Origin of the sequence: Vibrio sp. CUB2 (assembly GCF_001557945.1) — a bacterium.
GTDB classification, from domain to species: Bacteria; Pseudomonadota; Gammaproteobacteria; order Enterobacterales; family Vibrionaceae; genus Vibrio; species Vibrio owensii.
This window is the reverse complement of record NZ_LNRB01000009.1, coordinates 13,119-30,257: the sequence shown is the minus strand read 5'-3', so window position 1 is coordinate 30,257 and position 17,139 is coordinate 13,119. Positions and strand designations below refer to the sequence as shown.

Sequence of the window (17,139 nt, the reverse complement as noted above, 5' to 3'; positions counted from 1 at the left end):
ACGGCGAATATACGACGGGGAAAGTTAACGCAGGGTTAACTCAAAACGGGCAGAAAAAATAAAGTTTAGGCAATCGATTAGCACGCACAAAAACATGCGTGTAAGAGGAAGATTTAAGCAGTATCACAAGCAAAAAGTTACGATTTCGACGCCATTACGACCGTAAAACAATTGCGATCCCCTTGATGTGATACAGAAAACCCGTTTGTCATTTGGGCTATGAGCATCAAGCCTCGTCCTGAAGGCATCCAACTCTCTTCATCGAATAGATTTGGCGTCTCAATTTGCTTTGAGGTGTAACTTTGAAAGGTTTCATCAGAAATGCGATTGCCATAATCAAATACGCGCACTTCTATGTTGTGCTGCTCACCTTGTGTTAGTTCACATTCTAACTCAACCGTTTTTCCGGTTTGTTCTTGATAGGCATGGATGAAAGCATTGTTCATCAACTCAACCACACACAGCTCAAGGGTTTGCGCGACGTGAGAAGAAACCGAAGTTTGTTGAAGGAACTCAACCAATTCGAGACTCGCTTGGCGTGAAACTTCTAAAGACGCTTGATAGGATTTCTGGAATACCGAACTTGTCGGCTTAGCGGCTTGCGATTGTGCACAACCCAACCATTGCACTTTCAACAAGCTCACATCATCGTCGATTTCTGGTTTTCCTTGCCAGTTTTGCACTTGCTCCAAAACGGCATTGGTTTGTGCCTTTTCTGGCATCGCTTTACTCTCCTCGATGTTGGATAGCAGTCGGTCAATGCCGTAAAGCTTCTCGCCTTGCTTGGCTTCCAATAAGCCATCGGAGAAGAACCAGAGTGCGTCATTAGGCTTGAGTTGGATACTTCCACCTTGGTACATCATCGGCTCCAATGCCCCGACGATGAAGTTGTTGTCACCAACAAGTTCCAAGCAGTTGTGTTCCGTCTGTTGCCAAACGAATTTAGGGTGCCCTGCTGTGCAATAATTCAGTTCACCGGTTTCGGTGTTCAACACGGCATATTCGATAGTGAAATAGAGTTTGCTGTTTTGCGTTTGCTGGTAGCGTCGATTAAGCCTTTCAATCACAGCTGCAGGCTCACTGATGCGGTACTCGTTGTCGCTCCAGTCTAACGTTATCGACTCCGATTTGTTACGTTGTGACAAAGTTTGTTGAATCGAGAATGCCATTAACGCCGAAGAAATACCGTGCCCGGAAACATCGAAGACATAAAACGCAACGTGGGACTCATCGAGCTCGACATAGCCCAACATATCCCCACCGATCTTGGTACAAGGAACATAAGTGAAGCTAAATTGTGCCGTGTGAATCTGTTCTTCCACGGGCAACAGTTGTTCCATTAACTCTCCGGCAGAATCCAAATCCTGCTGAATGGTTTGATACGCTAAATCGAGCTCTTGGTTTTTTGTCGTGAGCGTGTTGTGCAGCTCTAAGGTACGAAAGCCCGCTCGGATACGCGCTTGTAGTTCCTCTACAGACGTTTTCTTGTCGACAAAGTCATCGGCGCCTGCATCCATGCCTTTGATGATGGATTCTTGATCGTTACGGGAAGAGAGAAGCACAAAGAAGATATAACGAGAAAACGCCGACGATTTGAGCTCACGGCAAAGCTCAATGCCACTGATGCCCGGCATCATCAAATCACTGAGGACAAACTGAATGTCAGTTCGGTGAGTCAGCACTTCTAACGCAGACTCACCATCTTCAACGGCAATGACCTCGTACCCTTGCTTTTGCAATGCACTGGTCATATAGAGCAGGACCGTTTTGCTGTCGTCGACCAACAATATGGACTTCATACCTCTCCTTGCCTGTTTGTTCTATTGCAGTACGCTACTCATGGATTGGGCATCTCTGAAACGGCTGTAATCTTCCGCTAAAAGTTGATGTTGATAACGAGTGTAAGACAACGCCTCATTCGAGATGACGATTTGGTTTTCTTTTTCCATCAATTGCCCACGCAGCAATTCGATTTGTTGATGCTGCTGACTGTGGTTTTGATACATTGCAACGAGTCCGCACACAGACGCTACGAGCAGCGTACACAACACGCCATTGATGGTTTTACTTCGAACACGCATAACCTCTCCTTGTCGCTTGGTGTCCTTCATTACTTGGTGAAGTCCAATAATGATTGGGACGTCTACAAACTAAGAACTCAAGGTTCCAAAACGCCGTGAGAGCCAATTGATGTTGTTGCATTAACAGAGTTAATTATAGGAGAAAGGCAGAAAAAGAAGAGAAAACTTGAACAAATTGAAGATCTTTGCGCTTAAAACGACAAAAAGCAGCAAGTCTACAAAAGCCTTGCTGCTTAGAAAAATCACACTAGAAGTTAACCTTGAAACGCTTCACGCACCGATACTTGTTCAAACCAACGCGCAATATTTGGGTAGGTTTCGAACACTTCAATACTCAAACCATTTACGGCAAAACCAACAAAAATGTAGCCGGTAATGTCTACGATGGTGAAGTTGTCAGTAGCGATATGTTCACTTTCTGACAAGCGTTTGTCGAGAATTGGCAGGAATTCTAATACGCGAGATTTCGACTCGTCACCCCACGCAGCCACACAGTTTTCGCGGTCTTGGTAAATTGCTGTGATATTACGAAACGCCTGAAAAGCCGTGTACAAGCCTTGGAATTCGACAACGCGATGCCACATTTCCACCTGAGCACGTTCGAGCTGGTTAGCACCAAACAGCGCAAGATCATTTTCAAACGCTTCATCTAAGTAACGACAAATCGCCACGCTTTCACAGATCGTCGTGCCATCATCCAGTTCCAGTAGAGGCACTTTGCCGTTAACGCTTTTCGATTTAAACGGTTCAGATAGGTTATCGCCCTCACGAACGTTCAGCGCAATTCGCTCAACCTCGCCACCGATTTCCTTTAGAAAAATGCTAACTCGCTTACAACTTGGAGTCATTGCGGTTTCATAGAGCTTCATTTCACATCCTTTTATCTTTTTCTAACCGATTGGTTAGGATATACTGTAGCCAGTTTATAAACGATCAGTCAAGAACTTCACTATCAAAAATTTTCAAACAGTTGTGGGTCTGTTTGCTGAGCGAGATTTTTGATGCCGTTTGTGAGTTCACATGAATTTGGGGGCTGATACCCAAGAATAGATGGGTATTCATCATATTGGTTCAGTTCGAACGCTAGAGGTTCTCTGTACCATCCCTCCAAAGCAATTTAATTACCCGATAAGCAGACCCAGGCAGGTAATTTATGGCAAGAAAAGCCAACTTCGACCGAGATGAAAAGCTTCTCGTGGCTATGGATGTGTTTTGGCGCAAGGGCTTTGCGAACACGTCTATCTCGGATCTCACCGACGAGTTGAACATCAACCGCTTCAGTCTTTACAACACCTATGGTGACAAGCAACAGCTCTACTACGAAGCGCTCGATACCTACTTGAAAAAGGTCTCGCTACCGTCACTGAATGATTTGGAAAAAGACGACGCGTCTTTACCTGAGTTAGAATCGTTCCTCAAATCCTTTGCTGAGCTGCAGCGCAAACGCAACTGTGGGTGTTTTATTCAAAATGCGTTGATTGAGCATGCAGGTGAAGACGATGACGTACTGCGTAAAGGGCATTTCTTATTTGACCATCTTATCGACATCATTGCGGATGCGCTGACCAATGCGCAAAAAGAAACCTTAGTGCCGAAAACGCTGAAACCAGAAGAGCTTGCTCGTTTTGTTCTCAACAACATGCAAGGCATGCGCGTGCTTGGCAAAGCCAAACGTTATGCCGATTTGGATACGGCGCTTTCCTGCTTGCTGGTTTTGATTAGGAAGTGACATGTCGATTGAAGTGATAGCGGTACGTCTTACCAAAGGTATGGACTTAAAGCTGAACCTAGCGAAATTGGTCGAGCAGTATGGTATCAAAGCAGGCTCGATTGCCTCATGCGTTGGCTGTGTCTCTGACCTCAACCTTCGTTTGGCAGGTGCAGAAAGCACGTTAACCAAACAAGAGCCATTTGAAATTGTCTCTGTGATGGGAACCCTAACGGCTGGACATCAACACGTTCATATCTCGGTGTCTGATCGTGAAGGACGAGTTTGGGGCGGGCATTTGCTGGAAGGCACAGTGATTGATACTACCGCAGAATTGATCATCCATTCTTACTCAGAACTTGAGTTTACCAGAACGATGGACGACTCGACCGGCTATACCGAACTGCAAGTGAACCCTTCCAAATAGTAAAAAGCTCCAGAGCCATACTGTGCTGTCTCTGGAGCTTTATTCGCTTGTCTCTTACGCTAAGAATTTACTCATATCGAGCAAACTAATTTCGAGGATCATTCTTCGGCTAAATAACAAACCTGATTATCGTCGATCGTTACTTGCCACGTTTTTAGGCAGTGCGCTTCGTCTTCCAGACATTGCCCATTCTTTAAACTGAAGTGCTGTTTATACAGTGGTGATGCAACACACATCTCTCCATCAATATCACCGACAATCCCTCGACTCATCACATAAGCCTTACCAATTGGGTCCCAATCTTGAACGGCGTAAACACCGCTATCAGGAATGTAGAATAGCGCGACATGCTCGCCTTCAATCAACACCGTGGCACCGATGAACGGCATTAGGTCATCAAGCTGACACAATTTCACTTTGGTTAAAGCTGCCATTTACACCTCCTGTTTCACTGGAATACGCTGACCGCGCACACGCTGGTACGGCAAGACTTTGCTGCCCGACGTGCTGTTCAAGAAAGGACGGAAGCGTTGCAATTTTTGAGGATTATCCAACGTACTCTTCCACTCACATTGATAGGTATCTACGACTCGTGCCATTTGCTCATCCAATGCATCACATAGGTTGAGAGAGTCATCCAAAATCACTTGTTTAAGGTAATCTAAGCCCCCTTCCATGTTCTCCATCCACACCGACGTGCGCTGCAAGCGATCAGCGGTGCTGACGTAGAACATCAAGACTCGGTCGATCATGGTGATCAACTCTGATTTGGATAAGTCGGATGCAAATAAATCAGCGTGTCTTGGTCTCATGCCGCCATTACCGCAAACGTATAGATTCCAGCCGTTTTCAGTGGCGATCACCCCAATGTCTTTACTTTGCGCTTCTGCACACTCGCGAGTACAGCCCGATACGGCAAACTTAAGCTTATGGGGCGCTCGCAATCCTTTGTATCGGTTCTCTAACTCAATGGCTAATCCGACCGAGTCATCAACACCATAGCGACACCAAGTAGAACCGACGCAAGATTTTACGGTGCGCACCGATTTACCGTAGGCGTGCCCTGTTTCAAAACCGGCATCAATTAAGGTTTGCCAGATTTCAGGAAGCTGTTCTAACTGCGCACCAAATAAATCCACGCGCTGACCGCCAGTGATCTTGGTGTACAGATCGTATTGCTGAGCAACTTCGCCTAGCACGATGAGTTTGTCTGGTGTGATTTCGCCGCCCGGAACACGAGGCACAATTGAGTAAGAGCCATCTTTTTGTAGGTTCGCCATAAAGGCATCATTAGAATCTTGCAGAGATTGATGCTGCGGCTCCATGATGTGTTCATTCCACAAAGAAGCAAACACAGATGCTGCTGTCGGCTTACAGATATCACACCCATGTCCTTTGCCATGCAGTGCAATTAAGGTGTCGAAGTCTTTGATTTGTTCCACTTGGCAAATATGGAACATCTCTTGGCGACTAAGCTTAAAGTGCTCACAAAGGTGGTTGTTAACCTCTACCCCCATGGCTGCCAATTGAGTATCCAATACCGACTTCACCATATTGCTACAGCCACCACAGCCAGTACCGGCTTTGGTGTTGGCTTTAAGATCTGTCAGGTTGGTAGTGCCAGCTTGAATCTCGGCAACTAAGTCGCCTTTTGTGACGTTGTGACAAGAGCAGATGATAGCGCTGTCTGGCATCTCTCCATCAAGCATTCCGGTATCAAACAGCAGGTTCGCCGCGTGGTCTGGCAGGACCGTTTTGTTCAAATAACACTGTAAGAGCGCATCGTAATCGCTGTTGTCACCAACAAGAATTGCACCGAGCAATTGGGTGCCGCTCGCATCAACCACCAGCTTTTTGTAGATGCCTGCGACCGCATCTTGCAAGACCATTTCTTGAGCACCTTCGGTTTGCATTTGTGCATCGCCGATAGACGCCACATCCACCCCAAGTAGCTTGAGCTTGGTGCTCATGTCTGCGCCTTTAAAACCTTCGCTTGGCATACCAGTCAAGACATCGGCAGTGGTTCTCGCCATGGTGTAACCGGGTGCGACTAAACCAAAGATCTTCTGCTCCCAAAGGGCACATTCGCCAATCGCGTAAATGTTCTCATCGCTGGTTTGGCATTGGTTATTAATCACAATGCCGCCTCGCTCGCCTACTTCTAGCTCAGCTATTTTTGCCAACTCATCTTGAGGGCGAATCCCTGCGGAAAAGACAATCACATCCACTTCGAGAGGATCTTTGTCTTTAAACACCATACGATGCTTAGCCGTTTCACCATCGCAGATTCGTTCCGTACCCGTTGAGGTGTGAACGGTTAGCCCTAGCGCTTCAATCTTCTCTTTTAGCACCAAGCCTGCACCATCATCTAATTGCACGGGCATCAGGCGAGGCGCAAATTCAATAACGTGAGTTTCTAGCCCCAATAGTTTGAGTGCGTTTGCCGCTTCTAAACCCAACAAGCCACCGCCAATCACTGCGCCTGTTCTTGCACCTTCACATGCCTTTTTGATTTGTGAAAGATCATCAAGCGTGCGGTAGACAAACACGTTGTCGCGGTCTTTACCTTCAATTGGCGGCACAAATGGGTACGAACCGGTCGCGAGCACGAGTTGGTCGTAACCCAGCACATCTTCACCATCAAGCAGAATACGCTTTTGCTCTCTGTCTATGCCTGTTACTTGGCTGCCAAGTACGAGTTGGATGCCATGCATGTCGTACCATTCTTGGTTACTCAGCATCAAATCATCATGAGACTTACCCGCAAACAAAGAGGACAACTGTACACGGTCATATGCGATAAAACGCTCTGCACCAATCACGGTAATTCGGTGCTCCAAATGCGCGTTTTTCTGCACTAATTGCTCGACGAGGTGTTGCCCGACCATACCGTTGCCTACCACAACGATGTGGCTCAATGCGTTCTTTACAGGGATCGTTAAAGGACTGTTCATCGCTGCCTCCTTATGCCGTTTGCGCTGCGGTTTTGGGTTTGTCTTCTTTCGAAGCAGGAATCTCGACTTTGGATTGCTTCTCGTAAAGGAACTTCAACACCGCTTGTCGACACTTCTGATACTGCGCATCATCCGCCAGTGCTACACGCTCACGAGGGCGCGGTAGATTTACTTCTAACACCTCTCCAATGGTTGCCGCCGGTCCGTTAGTCATCATCACAATTTTGTCGGATAGCAGCACCGCTTCATCCACGTCGTGGGTAATCATGATGACGGTGTTGTTTAGCTCGGCTTGAATCTTCATCAGTGCATCCTGCAAATGCGCACGAGTTAACGCATCCAACGCGCCAAATGGCTCATCCATCAGTAGAACCTTTGGTTGAAGTGCCAGTGCTCTGGCAATTCCGACTCGCTGCTTCATGCCCCCAGAGATTTCATCCGGCTTTTTGTGCGCGGCATGCTGCATTTGAATCAACTCCAAATAGTGATTCACTTGCTCCTGAATCCACGCTTTGCCCTTTTTGCCAGCAATTTGTTTTACTGCGAGCTCAACGTTTTGATATACGGTGAGCCAAGGCAATAACGAATGGTTTTGGAACACCACTGCGCGGTCAGGTCCCGGTCCTGCCACCTCTCGTCCATCGACGATCACACCGCCGTCTGTTGGCATGTGCAGCCCTGCAACTAAGTTCAATACCGTTGATTTACCACAGCCAGAGTGACCAATTAGGGATACAAACTCGCCTTTATTTATTTGTAAATCGACGTTCTTAAGCGCGATGAACTCGCCATCTGGCGTTGGGAATCGCATCCCTAATCGCGTTAGATCTAATAATGCTTTTTCCATGATCTTTTCCCTTATCTCAACGCTTGTTGTTTATTCCAAGACAACCACTTTTGAAGTTGCAACATGCCTCTATCGAGCATCAAACCGATAAAGCCGATGGTGATGACTGCGACCATAATACGACCCAATGATGCCGAGCTGCCGTTTTGGAATTCATCCCAAACGAACTTGCCTAACCCTGGGTTCTGAGCGAGCATTTCTGCCGCAATCAACACCATCCAAGCGATACCTAAAGAGAGACGTAAACCTGTGAAGATCATTGGAATGGCAGAAGGTAATACGATGGTGCGAATGTGCTGCCACCACGAAAGTTGAAGCACTTTGCTCACGTTGACCAAGTCTTTATCAACGCTCGTTACGCCCACGGCGGTATTAATCAGCGTCGGCCATAAGCTACACAGCGCCACTGTGATCAGAGAGTTAATGAACGACTTAGCAAACATCGGGTCATCACTCACATAAGTGGCACTTACAACCATAGTGACGATAGGCAGCCAAGCTAAAGGTGATACGGGCTTGAGCAGTTGAATGATTGGGTTGAACGCTTGATACAGCCCTTGATTCAGACCAAGCACGATGCCAAGCGGAATCGCGATAACCGTCGCCAGCAAAAAGCCCGCAGTTACGGTCACTAAGCTTGTTATGATTTGGTCGAAGAACGTCGGTTTACCTGTGTAGGGACGAATCTTCACTTCCGCGTCTGGATTCTTCGCTAACTTCGCAGCATTACGTTTTTCCTGACGTTCGATAAACGCTTGTTCCTTTTCTCGCTCTTGCCAATGGTCATCGACAAGGTTGCTGAACTGCTGAAAAGTTTGCACAGGTCCCGGTAGCGTACCTAATGAAGTTTGCACTTCTCTCGCTGCTAAGTGCCACATTGCCAAAAAGATCAGCAAGCCAATGACGGGCAAAAGCACCAGCCGACTTCGGTTCACTACCTGCTTAGCAGGAAACAGGGAAATGACATTACTAGACATACTCACTCCTAAGAAATTTACATCCTTGTTGCCACAAGCGAATTCCCTCGCCTGTGGCGTTTATCGTTATGGTTAAACCTTGTCTTTTCCTTTAAGCCCGATAGAGAACTTCTCTAGATATTTATTTGGCTCGCGACCGTCATAAACGATGTTGTCGATAAAGTGTGTTTGTGGCGCACGGAAACCATCTTCAGCACTAAAATCTGGGAAGTCTTTTTTGCTCAACACACCATCTTCAATTAGCGCTTGAGCTGCTTGTTGGTAGATATCTGGACGGTAAACCTCTTTCGCCACATCCATGTACCAATCATCGGATTTCTCGCTTGAGATTTGTCCCCAACGGCGCATTTGAGTCAGATACCAAATCGCATCGCTGTAATACGGATACGTGGCGTTATGACGGAAGAACACGTTGAAGTCTGGCACGTCTCGTTTGTCGCCTTTCTCGTATTCAAACGTGCCGGTCATTGAGTTGGCGATAACTTCGGCATCGGCTCCAACGTATTCGCTTTTTGATAGCATCTTCACTGCTTCTTGGCGGTTGGCATTGTCGTTTTCATCCAACCAATGTGCCGCTCGAATCAAGGCTTTTACTACGCGAATGTGCGTGTTTGGATACTTCTCAGCCCAAGCTTTGGAAACACCAAACACTTTCTCTGGGTTGTTCTTCCAGATTTCGTAGTCGGTCACGACTGGTGTGCCAATGCCTTTGAATACGGCTTGCTGGTTCCATGGTTCGCCCACGCAGTACCCTTTGATCGTGCCCGCTTCCATCGTCGCTGGCATTTGTGGTGGCGGTGTAACACTCAAAAGAACATCAGCATCCAACTGGCCACTGTTATCGCCTGAGTCTGGTGCGTAAAAGCCTGGATGAATCCCCCCTGCCGCTAGCCAGTATCGCAACTCATAGTTGTGCGTCGATACAGGGAACACCATCCCCATGTTGAACGGTTTGCCTTTATCCAGATAGCTGTCGACCACAGGCTTCAGTGCATCCGCTTTGATTGGGTGAACTGGCTTGCCATCTGGTTGCTTTGGAATGTATTGCTTCATCTGCTCCCAAGTATCATTGGAAACCGTGATTGCGTTGCCGTTCAAATCCATACTGAACGCAGTAATCACTTCTGCTTTTGTGCCAACACCAATCGTTGCGCCCAATGGCTGACCAGCAAGCATGTGCGCGCCAGCAAGCTCACCATCGATGACTCGGTCTAAAAGCACCTTCCAGTTTGCTTGCGCTTCTAAAGTGACGTACAAGCCTTCGTCTTCAAAAAAGCCTTTCTCATAAGCAACCGCCAGCGGTGCCATATCGGTTAACTTAATAAAACCAAACTTCAAGTCTTCAATTTCTGGTTCACCCAACTCTGCCTTTACGCTGACCGTGGTGAATACCGATAACGAAATTGCTGACACTTTCAGCATCGAACTCCATTTCATTGGTTTGCTCCCATAAAAAAAGCGCCACTACTCCGAAGAGCAGTAGCGCCGTTGCTAAGTCTACAATTACCGCCGTTGATAATTGAGATAAGCGATTCAACAATAAACCCAATTCTACTAATCCAATTACTGTGCCAACTTATTTTTCACAGTAAATACAATAAATTAGTATATCTTGCCGTTTGTTATTCCCTGTTATTGCTTGCTGATAGTGCAACACGCACCACGTTAGAAAACGCACCCTAACCCCAAAGTGGTAGAGCAACTAATCCAACACTTCCAAAGTAGTTATCAAATTCTTGGCAACTTGTGCGAGCGTTTGGCTCGATTGCATGGCCGAATTTCTAAGCGCTTTATAAGCCTGATCTTCATCAACGCTGTGCATCTTCATCAGCAGACCTTTGGCTTTTTCCACCAACTTGCGCTCTTCAATCTTGTGGGTCAGCGATTCAATTTCCGATTGCATACTTTCGAATTTCGCTCTCACTAATGTCGCATGTTCAATCCAAGGTTGAAGTGCAAACTCACTATCATGCGGCATGAGCACATAGTCCATTTTTTCCGATAAACGATTGATATCATTGGATGATAATTGCTTTAAGACGATAAGAAGTGGTGCCGATTTTCTGCGGCAGAAATCGACGATCAAACGCAGTTCCGCGGTTGGTTGCTGCCATCCAACCACAACGCTTGCTGACGGTTCTCGCTGCATAAGCGTTTCTAGTTGTGCCAATTGGCAGCCAATGATGTTGTCGTAATCTTTGCTCAACAAACCGGACAATCGAGCCTGCTCTTGGAGGCTATCGCAGCATATTATAATGGGTGTTTTTGACGTTGATTGAGTCATGCACATTCCTTGTTTATATCTCACTCACTAAGAGAGACATAACAAGGAATGTGCCAACTAAAGTTGAAGCGTTTTAACTAGAGGCGAGATGTTCTTTGAAGAAGCCGAGTGTACGTTCCCAAGCGAGCGCCGCTTCTTCCGGTGCGTAGCGTGCTGTTGAGTCGTTATGGAAGCCGTGGTTGACGTTCTCATACATTAACGCTTGATACTGTGCGTCGGTTGCGATCAATTGCTGCTCATAAGCAGGCCATGTGTCGTTAACACGCTTATCGAGCCCTGCAAAGTGAATCATCAACGGCCCTTTGACTTGCTTTTGGATCTCTTGAGCCGCAGGTGTTCCATAGAAAGGCACACCTGCATCGAGTTCTTCTGGCATAACTGCTGCGAGCATGTTGACAATGTATCCACCGAAGCAGAATCCAACCGCGCCCAATTTACCGTTGCCACCCTCGTATTGTTTGAGGAAGTTAGCGGCTGCAATAAAGTCTTGTTCGATCTTGGCTCTGTCCATCTCTTTCTGCATTGCGCGACCTTCATCGTCGTTCCCCGGATAGCCGCCGAGTGGATAAAGTGCGTCTGGAGCGAAAGCAATAAAGCCATCTTTTGCAAGTCGTCTTGCGACATCTTTGATATAAGGGTTCAGACCTCGATTTTCATGAATCACCAACACGGTCGGCGATTTTAAGGTCTTCTTCTGTGGCATCACCAAATAGCCACGCCCTTCTCCATGCCCATTTGGAGATGGAAAGGTTTCGTAAGTTGCTTTGATGTCAGGATCGTTAAATGAAACTTGTTCTGCGAGTGCGTAATTCGGGGTTAACGCATCGACCAGTGCTGTCATGCTAAAGCCAAGCACCGCAAGGCCACCCAGCCTGTTAAGAAACTCACGGCGCGTGATTTTTCCGTGGGCGTATTCGTCGTACCAATCGAAGGCTTCTTGCGGGATCGGATGAGAAGCCTTTTCACTAGGAGTGGTATGCTTTAGAACCATTATCCATGTCCTCTGTGTCTTACCATATGGGATTTTCTCATTCTCAAACGCGAAGCGAGAAACGAACGCGATTGAGGCTAAAACTGCGGTTTCACCACTCTGATACGGAGCAAGGTGGTGAAACACATCATTGGCGAGCTAGGATCTTTTACCTTCTTCAAACAATAGATAATGGATTCAGATTCAACAACTTTGCGTCGTTGGTTTTACATTAATTGACAATAGTGCGTTATTGCTGGCCGCAATAGGCTTGCCAGTAAGAGAAGGCGCGTTCGAATGCTTTTTCCCTGTCGTGCATTTGTGCAAATAGCACCACTGTCATTGTGGCAAGAACCGTATTTGCCATTTGGTTCATGTCATCTTCTGACGTCCCAAACGAGCAGTTCGCAGGCATTGGCACCTCAGACAGCATTTGCTCCGTCCAGTAGTGAGATGTCACGCCGCTTGTTTGGCTTAACCATACGGTTTGGCTTACTTTCGGGTTGTATTCTGACTCACCAGATTGCCCTTTGAATGACACAACGGCATGAGCGGTTTGACCAATCTCGTATTCGACTTCAGCATGAAGTTGCTGGAATCCCGGATGGAAGCTACCACGAATACCAACCGTCGCCTGCCCCGGATTCAATGCACGAACCACGGTATTAATCGGCGTTCTAAGCCCATAACGATTCTTCCAACCGATCATGGTTTCTGCTTGAGGAGCAAACGCACTCAGCGGCAGATACACGATGTTTTGTGTTTCTAACACACGCTTTGCGTCTTCCGCTGATTCCGCTTTGTTGATAGAAAACTTATCGAGGTAATCTTCGGCATGCAAACGACCAGATTGACGGTCGTGATAGCCGTGCATCAGCACTTTATGACCATTATCGGCGAGGATCTTGGCTGCCAACAGGTGCCAAGGCTGCCCTGCCGCTTCACGTTTGCCTGCATAACATGGCCAGTCAATGTCTGCACCAATAGCTGGCATGCGGGATTGGAATGCTTTCACAAAGCCAGCGATTTCTTGTTGAGTCTCGTTCTGTACACGGATCAGCATCAATAACATTGCCATCTGATCGTCGTCGCACTCACCGTTTAGGTATTCATCCATAACTCGAAACGCTTGGTCAAAGTTCAGTGGTTTTCTACCACGTTCGCCACGACCGACTGTTCTAATACATTCCAAAATGCTGCTCATATTCCCTCGTATTCCGTCACTGACTGTACGGTTTCTATTAGTTGTTCGCGCAGTTTGACAACTTCTCCCATCACAATCAATGCTGGGCTCACGCCTTTAAGTGTAATCGATAAATCATTGAGCTGATTGAGTTGTGTAACATGCACTTGTTGTTGAGGGCTGCAACCATGAGTGATGATCGCGACTGGGAAATCCTCTCTCAAACCGGAGTTGATTAAACCCGTTTGTATTTGAGATGACTTTTCTAACCCCATATAGAAGACTAACGTTTGTCCGCTTTGCATCAGTTGGCTCCACGCTTCAAATGCGCCTGTTACTACTTGCCCCGTCACAAAGGTAACGCTACGAGCAACGCCACGATGAGTCAGCGGAATCAAGCTGTTTGCTGAACATCCAATCGCAGCAGTAATACCAGGGATGACTTCGTAAGCGATTGAGTGTTTGACGAGTGCTAACGCCTCTTCGCCTCCACGGCCAAATACAAAAGGATCTCCCCCTTTTAAGCGTACAACTCGCTTTCCTTGCTGAGCGAGCGACACCATCAAATCACAGATTTCTTCCTGAGCAATGCTGGGTTGTCCGCATCTTTTGCCCACGTAAATCCAATCAGCTTGTGGCGAAGACAACTCCAAAATATCTTTGTTAACCAAACGGTCGTAAAGCAACACCTCTGCCGACATAATCGCTTTTACAGCCTTTACCGTTAACAAGTCAGGATCGTGCGGCCCTGCTCCGACAATCGAGACAAAACCTTTGTGGTTCGCGTCCAGGTCTAGTGAATGGTCTTCTAAAAGTTGGTTCAGTTTGCTTGCTTGGTCATGCTTAGAAAAGCGAGACGAGCGTTCTTGATTCTGACTCGCTTGTCCTTTCTTAAACCAAGACTTTTGATAAGGCGCTTCCATGTGCTTATCCTTTTTATGACTTACTTTATTTGAATAGCCAGACTTTGCTGGTTCGCTTGCTGTTTGCCCTTTTGATGCTGATGGCTGTCGACCATTTGTTTGATTTGAGAAACACACGAACCACAGTTAGTACCGCATTTGAGTTTGTTTTGAAGCTGGGTCAGTGACGTGCAGTCTTGTTTCTCCATCGCGTCATGTATTTGTTTATCGGTGACACGGAAACAACTACAAACCAGTTTGGCACTGCTTTGCGATTGAGTGATGGTCAGCAGTTGCGATAGCTCCATCGGTTTGCCAATCAAGCCGGTAAAGTTGGTGTAGCCGGTTTGAATCGGTTCACTAGACACCACTAAAACAGAGCGAATGATACGAACGTCTCCAACAAGGTCGTAATCCACCGCTAGCCAACCTTGGGCAATATCTATCGTAATCCTGCGGCTCTTTTCTGTTCGACAAAAACTCTGCTTCTTTGGTCGCTTATCGTGTGCAAAGCGCCAAATGCCCAAATTGCTTTCTGCTTGAAATGCGCTGTAGAGAAACTTGCCGGAATCAAACTGTGTACCGATGAACATACCGTAGGTTTTTACCGCTGCATCTTGCACTTCAACATAAGACGACTTAAACGCAGGCTGCCCAGAAATAGGGTCTTTTGCGCTGTTTACTATCGCATTAACACTGCTTTCACCGCCATATCTACCCGCCCAGTGCATTGACATAAACAGCTCCTGAAAACCCAAACCTTCATCGATAGCAACTTTGGCATAAATACTGGTGTTTGAAGTAGGCTGAAACAGCTTGGTGAGTTGTCCTGCTTTTAAGCGATTTTGAGTGGCAGAGAGTGTGTTCATGTACACGGTTGGTTCTAACTCAGAGGCGGCAAGGTGTGCGATATGCCCTGTGCGAGTCATGGTATGCCATTGGTCGCGTTGTCTGCCCGTATTGAGCCACCAGCCTTTTGTTCTCTCTAAACGCGTTGGAGATTCACTGGTCACGACAAAACGCGCTTTACCATCTGGGTGCGAATAGACGCCATCAGCAAAAGGACGCTCTCCTCCCCATTGTGTTGGCACCCACTCTTCGTATTCTTGCTCGGTTAAGTTGGCGTATTGAGAAAGATCTAGCTTCAATGGCGAATCTGCATTCATGCCTGTCATCGCGGCATATTCTCTGAATACCGCCCGCTCAGAAGTAAACGCAAAGCCATTTTGTGTCTTTTCCAATGCACACAAAGCTTGTCCAACTTGGCTTATCGCCCACCAATCTGATTTTGCTTCACCGGGAGGCGTTTGAAACTGACGCTGCCTTGAAAGTCGACGCTCAGAGTTGGTCACCATGCCTTGTTTCTCCCCCCAACCAGCGGCGGGCAGCAACAGGTCTGCGTAATGCGCTACATCCGAATCCGCTGTGATATCGGAAACAATCACAAACGGACAAATCTCTAGTGCACGTTTCACCAATTGGTTATCTGGTAAAGAGACAACGGGATTGGTTGCCATGATCCAGAGAACTTTAATCTCACCACGTTCTACCGCCTCAAACAGTTCAACGGCTTTTAAACCGGGCTGAGTGGCAATTTCTGGTGAATCCCAAAACGCTTGCACTTGCTTGATAGACTCTGCGTCAAAAGCACGATGAACCGCTAACTGGTTTGCCAAACCACCGACTTCTCGTCCGCCCATCGCATTCGGTTGACCTGTAATAGAAAACGGCCCGCAACCTGACTTGGCAATTTTGCCTGACGCCAAATGTGCATTAATAATGGCATTGCCTTTATCGACACCATTTTCGGCTTGGTTAACTCCTTGGCAAAACAGCGTGATTGCGGTTGGGCTTTGCGCAAACCAATGGAAGAATGTCATGAGTTTTTCTTCTGAAATCCCAATGGAAGACGTTAGATTAGTGACATCGTAACGCAAGTTAGAGACTTCTTCTTTAAGTGTATCAAACCCGTCGGTATAAGAATTTATGTATTCAGAATCAATGCATTGCTGTTCAATAAGAAACTTGAGCAGCCCATTGAAGAGTGACACATCACCATCATTTTTAATCGGTAGATGCAAATCAGCTTGCTGCGCGGTGACCGTTTCACGAGGGTCAATGACCACCAGCTTGAGATTAGGATTGTTTTCTCTTGCTTGTTGAATGCGTCGAAATAAAACAGGGTGCGTCCAAGCGGTATTCGCACCGCAAATTATCAATAGCTCAGTCTTATCAATATCGTCGTAATTGACGGGAACGACATCTTCACCAAATGCTCGTACATGAGCCGCAACCGCCGAAGACATGCACAAACGCGAGTTAGTATCGATGTTTGCGCTGCCAACATAGCCTTTCATGAGTTTGTTGGCGACGTAATAGTCTTCCGTCAACAACTGGCCAGAAACGTACATCGCGACGGAATCAGGTCCAAACTCCGCTTTCGCTTGATGAATCTTCTCTGCAATTAGATCCGTGGCTTGTTGCCATTGCACTTCTTGCCCTTGAGGTCGCTGCTTGGTAACAAGCTTTGGATACAGCAAGCGCGAAGGCATATCCAAGCTCTCTGCCAACGCGACGCCCTTTACGCACAGTGATCCCGCATTTGCAGGATGACACGCATCCCCAACGATTCCTTTCGCATTGACCTCGACACCACATCCAACACCACAATAGGGACAAGTGGTTTTTTTGCATCCTTGCGACATTCCGCCCCCTGATTCTTTCCTTAGAATGACGAGCTACAAGCGAAAAAAAACCTCTCCCGAAACGAGAGAGGCTGCATTGCCTATAAAAGCTCAAAAAAGTA

General features: G+C 47.0%; 15 protein-coding genes. 2 read left to right on the top strand and 13 right to left on the bottom strand.

The annotated features are described in order from the left end of the window. Positions 1–137 precede the first annotated feature (137 nt). The 3 genes from ATB78_RS15550 to ATB78_RS15540 all read right to left on the bottom strand — a co-directional run bounded on the left by ATB78_RS15550 (position 138) and on the right by ATB78_RS15540 (position 2,950). Positions 138–1,799 carry a SpoIIE family protein phosphatase gene (locus ATB78_RS15550; RefSeq protein ID WP_061009145.1) on the bottom strand — a complete coding sequence of 554 codons (1,662 nt, stop codon included), beginning with the start codon at positions 1,797–1,799 and terminating at the stop codon, positions 138–140. Between the two features lie 21 nt (positions 1,800–1,820). Next, complete coding sequence (locus ATB78_RS15545; RefSeq protein WP_005443088.1) at positions 1,821–2,081, bottom strand: hypothetical protein; 261 nt, start codon at positions 2,079–2,081, stop codon at positions 1,821–1,823. 254 nt (positions 2,082–2,335) lie between these two features. Further along, on the bottom strand, positions 2,336–2,950 hold the full coding sequence (locus ATB78_RS15540) for a glutathione S-transferase (protein WP_005450075.1): 615 nt from the start codon (positions 2,948–2,950) through the stop codon (positions 2,336–2,338). Between the two features lie 284 nt (positions 2,951–3,234). On the opposite strand from ATB78_RS15540, the gene ATB78_RS15535 reads away from it, so the two are divergent. Together ATB78_RS15535 and ATB78_RS15530 are read left to right on the top strand one after the other, a co-directional pair. Continuing rightward, positions 3,235–3,810: a TetR/AcrR family transcriptional regulator gene (locus tag ATB78_RS15535; RefSeq protein WP_005375904.1), complete on the top strand. Its 576-nt coding sequence runs from the start codon at positions 3,235–3,237 to the stop codon at positions 3,808–3,810. A 1-nt stretch (position 3,811) separates the two neighbouring features. Further along, a complete protein-coding gene (locus ATB78_RS15530; RefSeq protein WP_061009144.1) occupies positions 3,812–4,216 on the top strand; it encodes a DUF296 domain-containing protein in 405 nt (134 codons plus the stop codon). A gap of 98 nt (positions 4,217–4,314) precedes the next feature. Here ATB78_RS15530 and nirD read toward each other — a convergent pair whose 3' ends face one another. From nirD to ATB78_RS15480, 10 genes are all read right to left on the bottom strand, one after another. Next, a complete protein-coding gene (gene nirD / locus ATB78_RS15525) occupies positions 4,315–4,650 on the bottom strand; it encodes a nitrite reductase small subunit NirD (RefSeq protein ID WP_061009143.1) in 336 nt (111 codons plus the stop codon). After that, positions 4,651–7,170 carry a nitrite reductase large subunit NirB gene (nirB, locus tag ATB78_RS15520; protein WP_061009142.1) on the bottom strand — a complete coding sequence of 840 codons (2,520 nt, stop codon included), beginning with the start codon at positions 7,168–7,170 and terminating at the stop codon, positions 4,651–4,653. It lies immediately after the preceding gene. 10 nt (positions 7,171–7,180) lie between these two features. Beyond that, positions 7,181–8,017 carry an ABC transporter ATP-binding protein gene (locus ATB78_RS15515; RefSeq protein WP_005450080.1) on the bottom strand — a complete coding sequence of 279 codons (837 nt, stop codon included), beginning with the start codon at positions 8,015–8,017 and terminating at the stop codon, positions 7,181–7,183. A gap of 11 nt (positions 8,018–8,028) precedes the next feature. Then, positions 8,029–8,994 (bottom strand): ABC transporter permease, encoded by a 966-nt coding sequence (locus ATB78_RS15510; RefSeq protein ID WP_025609899.1) that lies wholly within the window; start codon positions 8,992–8,994, stop codon positions 8,029–8,031. A gap of 72 nt (positions 8,995–9,066) precedes the next feature. Continuing rightward, entirely contained in the window at positions 9,067–10,431 is a 1,365-nt protein-coding gene (locus tag ATB78_RS15505; RefSeq protein WP_005375887.1) for a CmpA/NrtA family ABC transporter substrate-binding protein, read from the bottom strand. Positions 10,432–10,696: 265 nt separating this feature from the next. Beyond that, positions 10,697–11,278: an ANTAR domain-containing protein gene (locus tag ATB78_RS15500; RefSeq protein WP_061009141.1), complete on the bottom strand. Its 582-nt coding sequence runs from the start codon at positions 11,276–11,278 to the stop codon at positions 10,697–10,699. 73 nt (positions 11,279–11,351) lie between these two features. After that, positions 11,352–12,269, bottom strand: coding sequence for a dienelactone hydrolase family protein (locus tag ATB78_RS15495; protein WP_005375880.1), 918 nt, complete (start codon positions 12,267–12,269; stop codon positions 11,352–11,354). A gap of 229 nt (positions 12,270–12,498) precedes the next feature. Further along, positions 12,499–13,452, bottom strand: a complete 954-nt coding sequence (locus ATB78_RS15490; protein ID WP_061009140.1) for a glycosyl transferase family protein — start codon at positions 13,450–13,452, stop codon at positions 12,499–12,501. Continuing rightward, positions 13,449–14,354 (bottom strand): uroporphyrinogen-III C-methyltransferase, encoded by a 906-nt coding sequence (gene cobA / locus ATB78_RS15485; RefSeq protein ID WP_061009139.1) that lies wholly within the window; start codon positions 14,352–14,354, stop codon positions 13,449–13,451. Before cobA ends, ATB78_RS15490 begins: the two co-directional genes overlap by 4 nt. A gap of 20 nt (positions 14,355–14,374) precedes the next feature. Further along, positions 14,375–17,038 carry a nitrate reductase gene (locus ATB78_RS15480; protein ID WP_061009138.1) on the bottom strand — a complete coding sequence of 888 codons (2,664 nt, stop codon included), beginning with the start codon at positions 17,036–17,038 and terminating at the stop codon, positions 14,375–14,377. Positions 17,039–17,139 lie beyond the last annotated feature (101 nt).

Excerpts from the sequence above, each read along its gene's own strand:
- ATB78_RS15505 (WP_005375887.1), bottom strand. The coding sequence starts at position 10,431 with ATGAAATGGAGTTCGATGCTGAAAGTGTCAGCAATTTCGTTATCGGTA.
- ATB78_RS15500 (WP_061009141.1), bottom strand. The coding sequence starts at position 11,278 with ATGACTCAATCAACGTCAAAAACACCCATTATAATATGCTGCGATAGC.
- ATB78_RS15540 (WP_005450075.1), bottom strand. The coding sequence starts at position 2,950 with ATGAAGCTCTATGAAACCGCAATGACTCCAAGTTGTAAGCGAGTTAGC.
- nirB (WP_061009142.1), bottom strand. The coding sequence starts at position 7,170 with ATGAACAGTCCTTTAACGATCCCTGTAAAGAACGCATTGAGCCACATC.
- ATB78_RS15480 (WP_061009138.1), bottom strand. The coding sequence starts at position 17,038 with ATGTCGCAAGGATGCAAAAAAACCACTTGTCCCTATTGTGGTGTTGGA.
- ATB78_RS15550 (WP_061009145.1), bottom strand. The coding sequence starts at position 1,799 with ATGAAGTCCATATTGTTGGTCGACGACAGCAAAACGGTCCTGCTCTAT.
- nirD (WP_061009143.1), bottom strand. The coding sequence starts at position 4,650 with ATGGCAGCTTTAACCAAAGTGAAATTGTGTCAGCTTGATGACCTAATG.
- cobA (WP_061009139.1), bottom strand. The coding sequence starts at position 14,354 with ATGGAAGCGCCTTATCAAAAGTCTTGGTTTAAGAAAGGACAAGCGAGT.
- ATB78_RS15535 (WP_005375904.1), top strand. The coding sequence starts at position 3,235 with ATGGCAAGAAAAGCCAACTTCGACCGAGATGAAAAGCTTCTCGTGGCT.
- ATB78_RS15530 (WP_061009144.1), top strand. The coding sequence starts at position 3,812 with ATGTCGATTGAAGTGATAGCGGTACGTCTTACCAAAGGTATGGACTTA.
- ATB78_RS15510 (WP_025609899.1), bottom strand. The coding sequence starts at position 8,994 with ATGTCTAGTAATGTCATTTCCCTGTTTCCTGCTAAGCAGGTAGTGAAC.
- ATB78_RS15490 (WP_061009140.1), bottom strand. The coding sequence starts at position 13,452 with ATGAGCAGCATTTTGGAATGTATTAGAACAGTCGGTCGTGGCGAACGT.
- ATB78_RS15515 (WP_005450080.1), bottom strand. The coding sequence starts at position 8,017 with ATGGAAAAAGCATTATTAGATCTAACGCGATTAGGGATGCGATTCCCA.
- ATB78_RS15545 (WP_005443088.1), bottom strand. The coding sequence starts at position 2,081 with ATGCGTGTTCGAAGTAAAACCATCAATGGCGTGTTGTGTACGCTGCTC.
- ATB78_RS15495 (WP_005375880.1), bottom strand. The coding sequence starts at position 12,269 with ATGGTTCTAAAGCATACCACTCCTAGTGAAAAGGCTTCTCATCCGATC.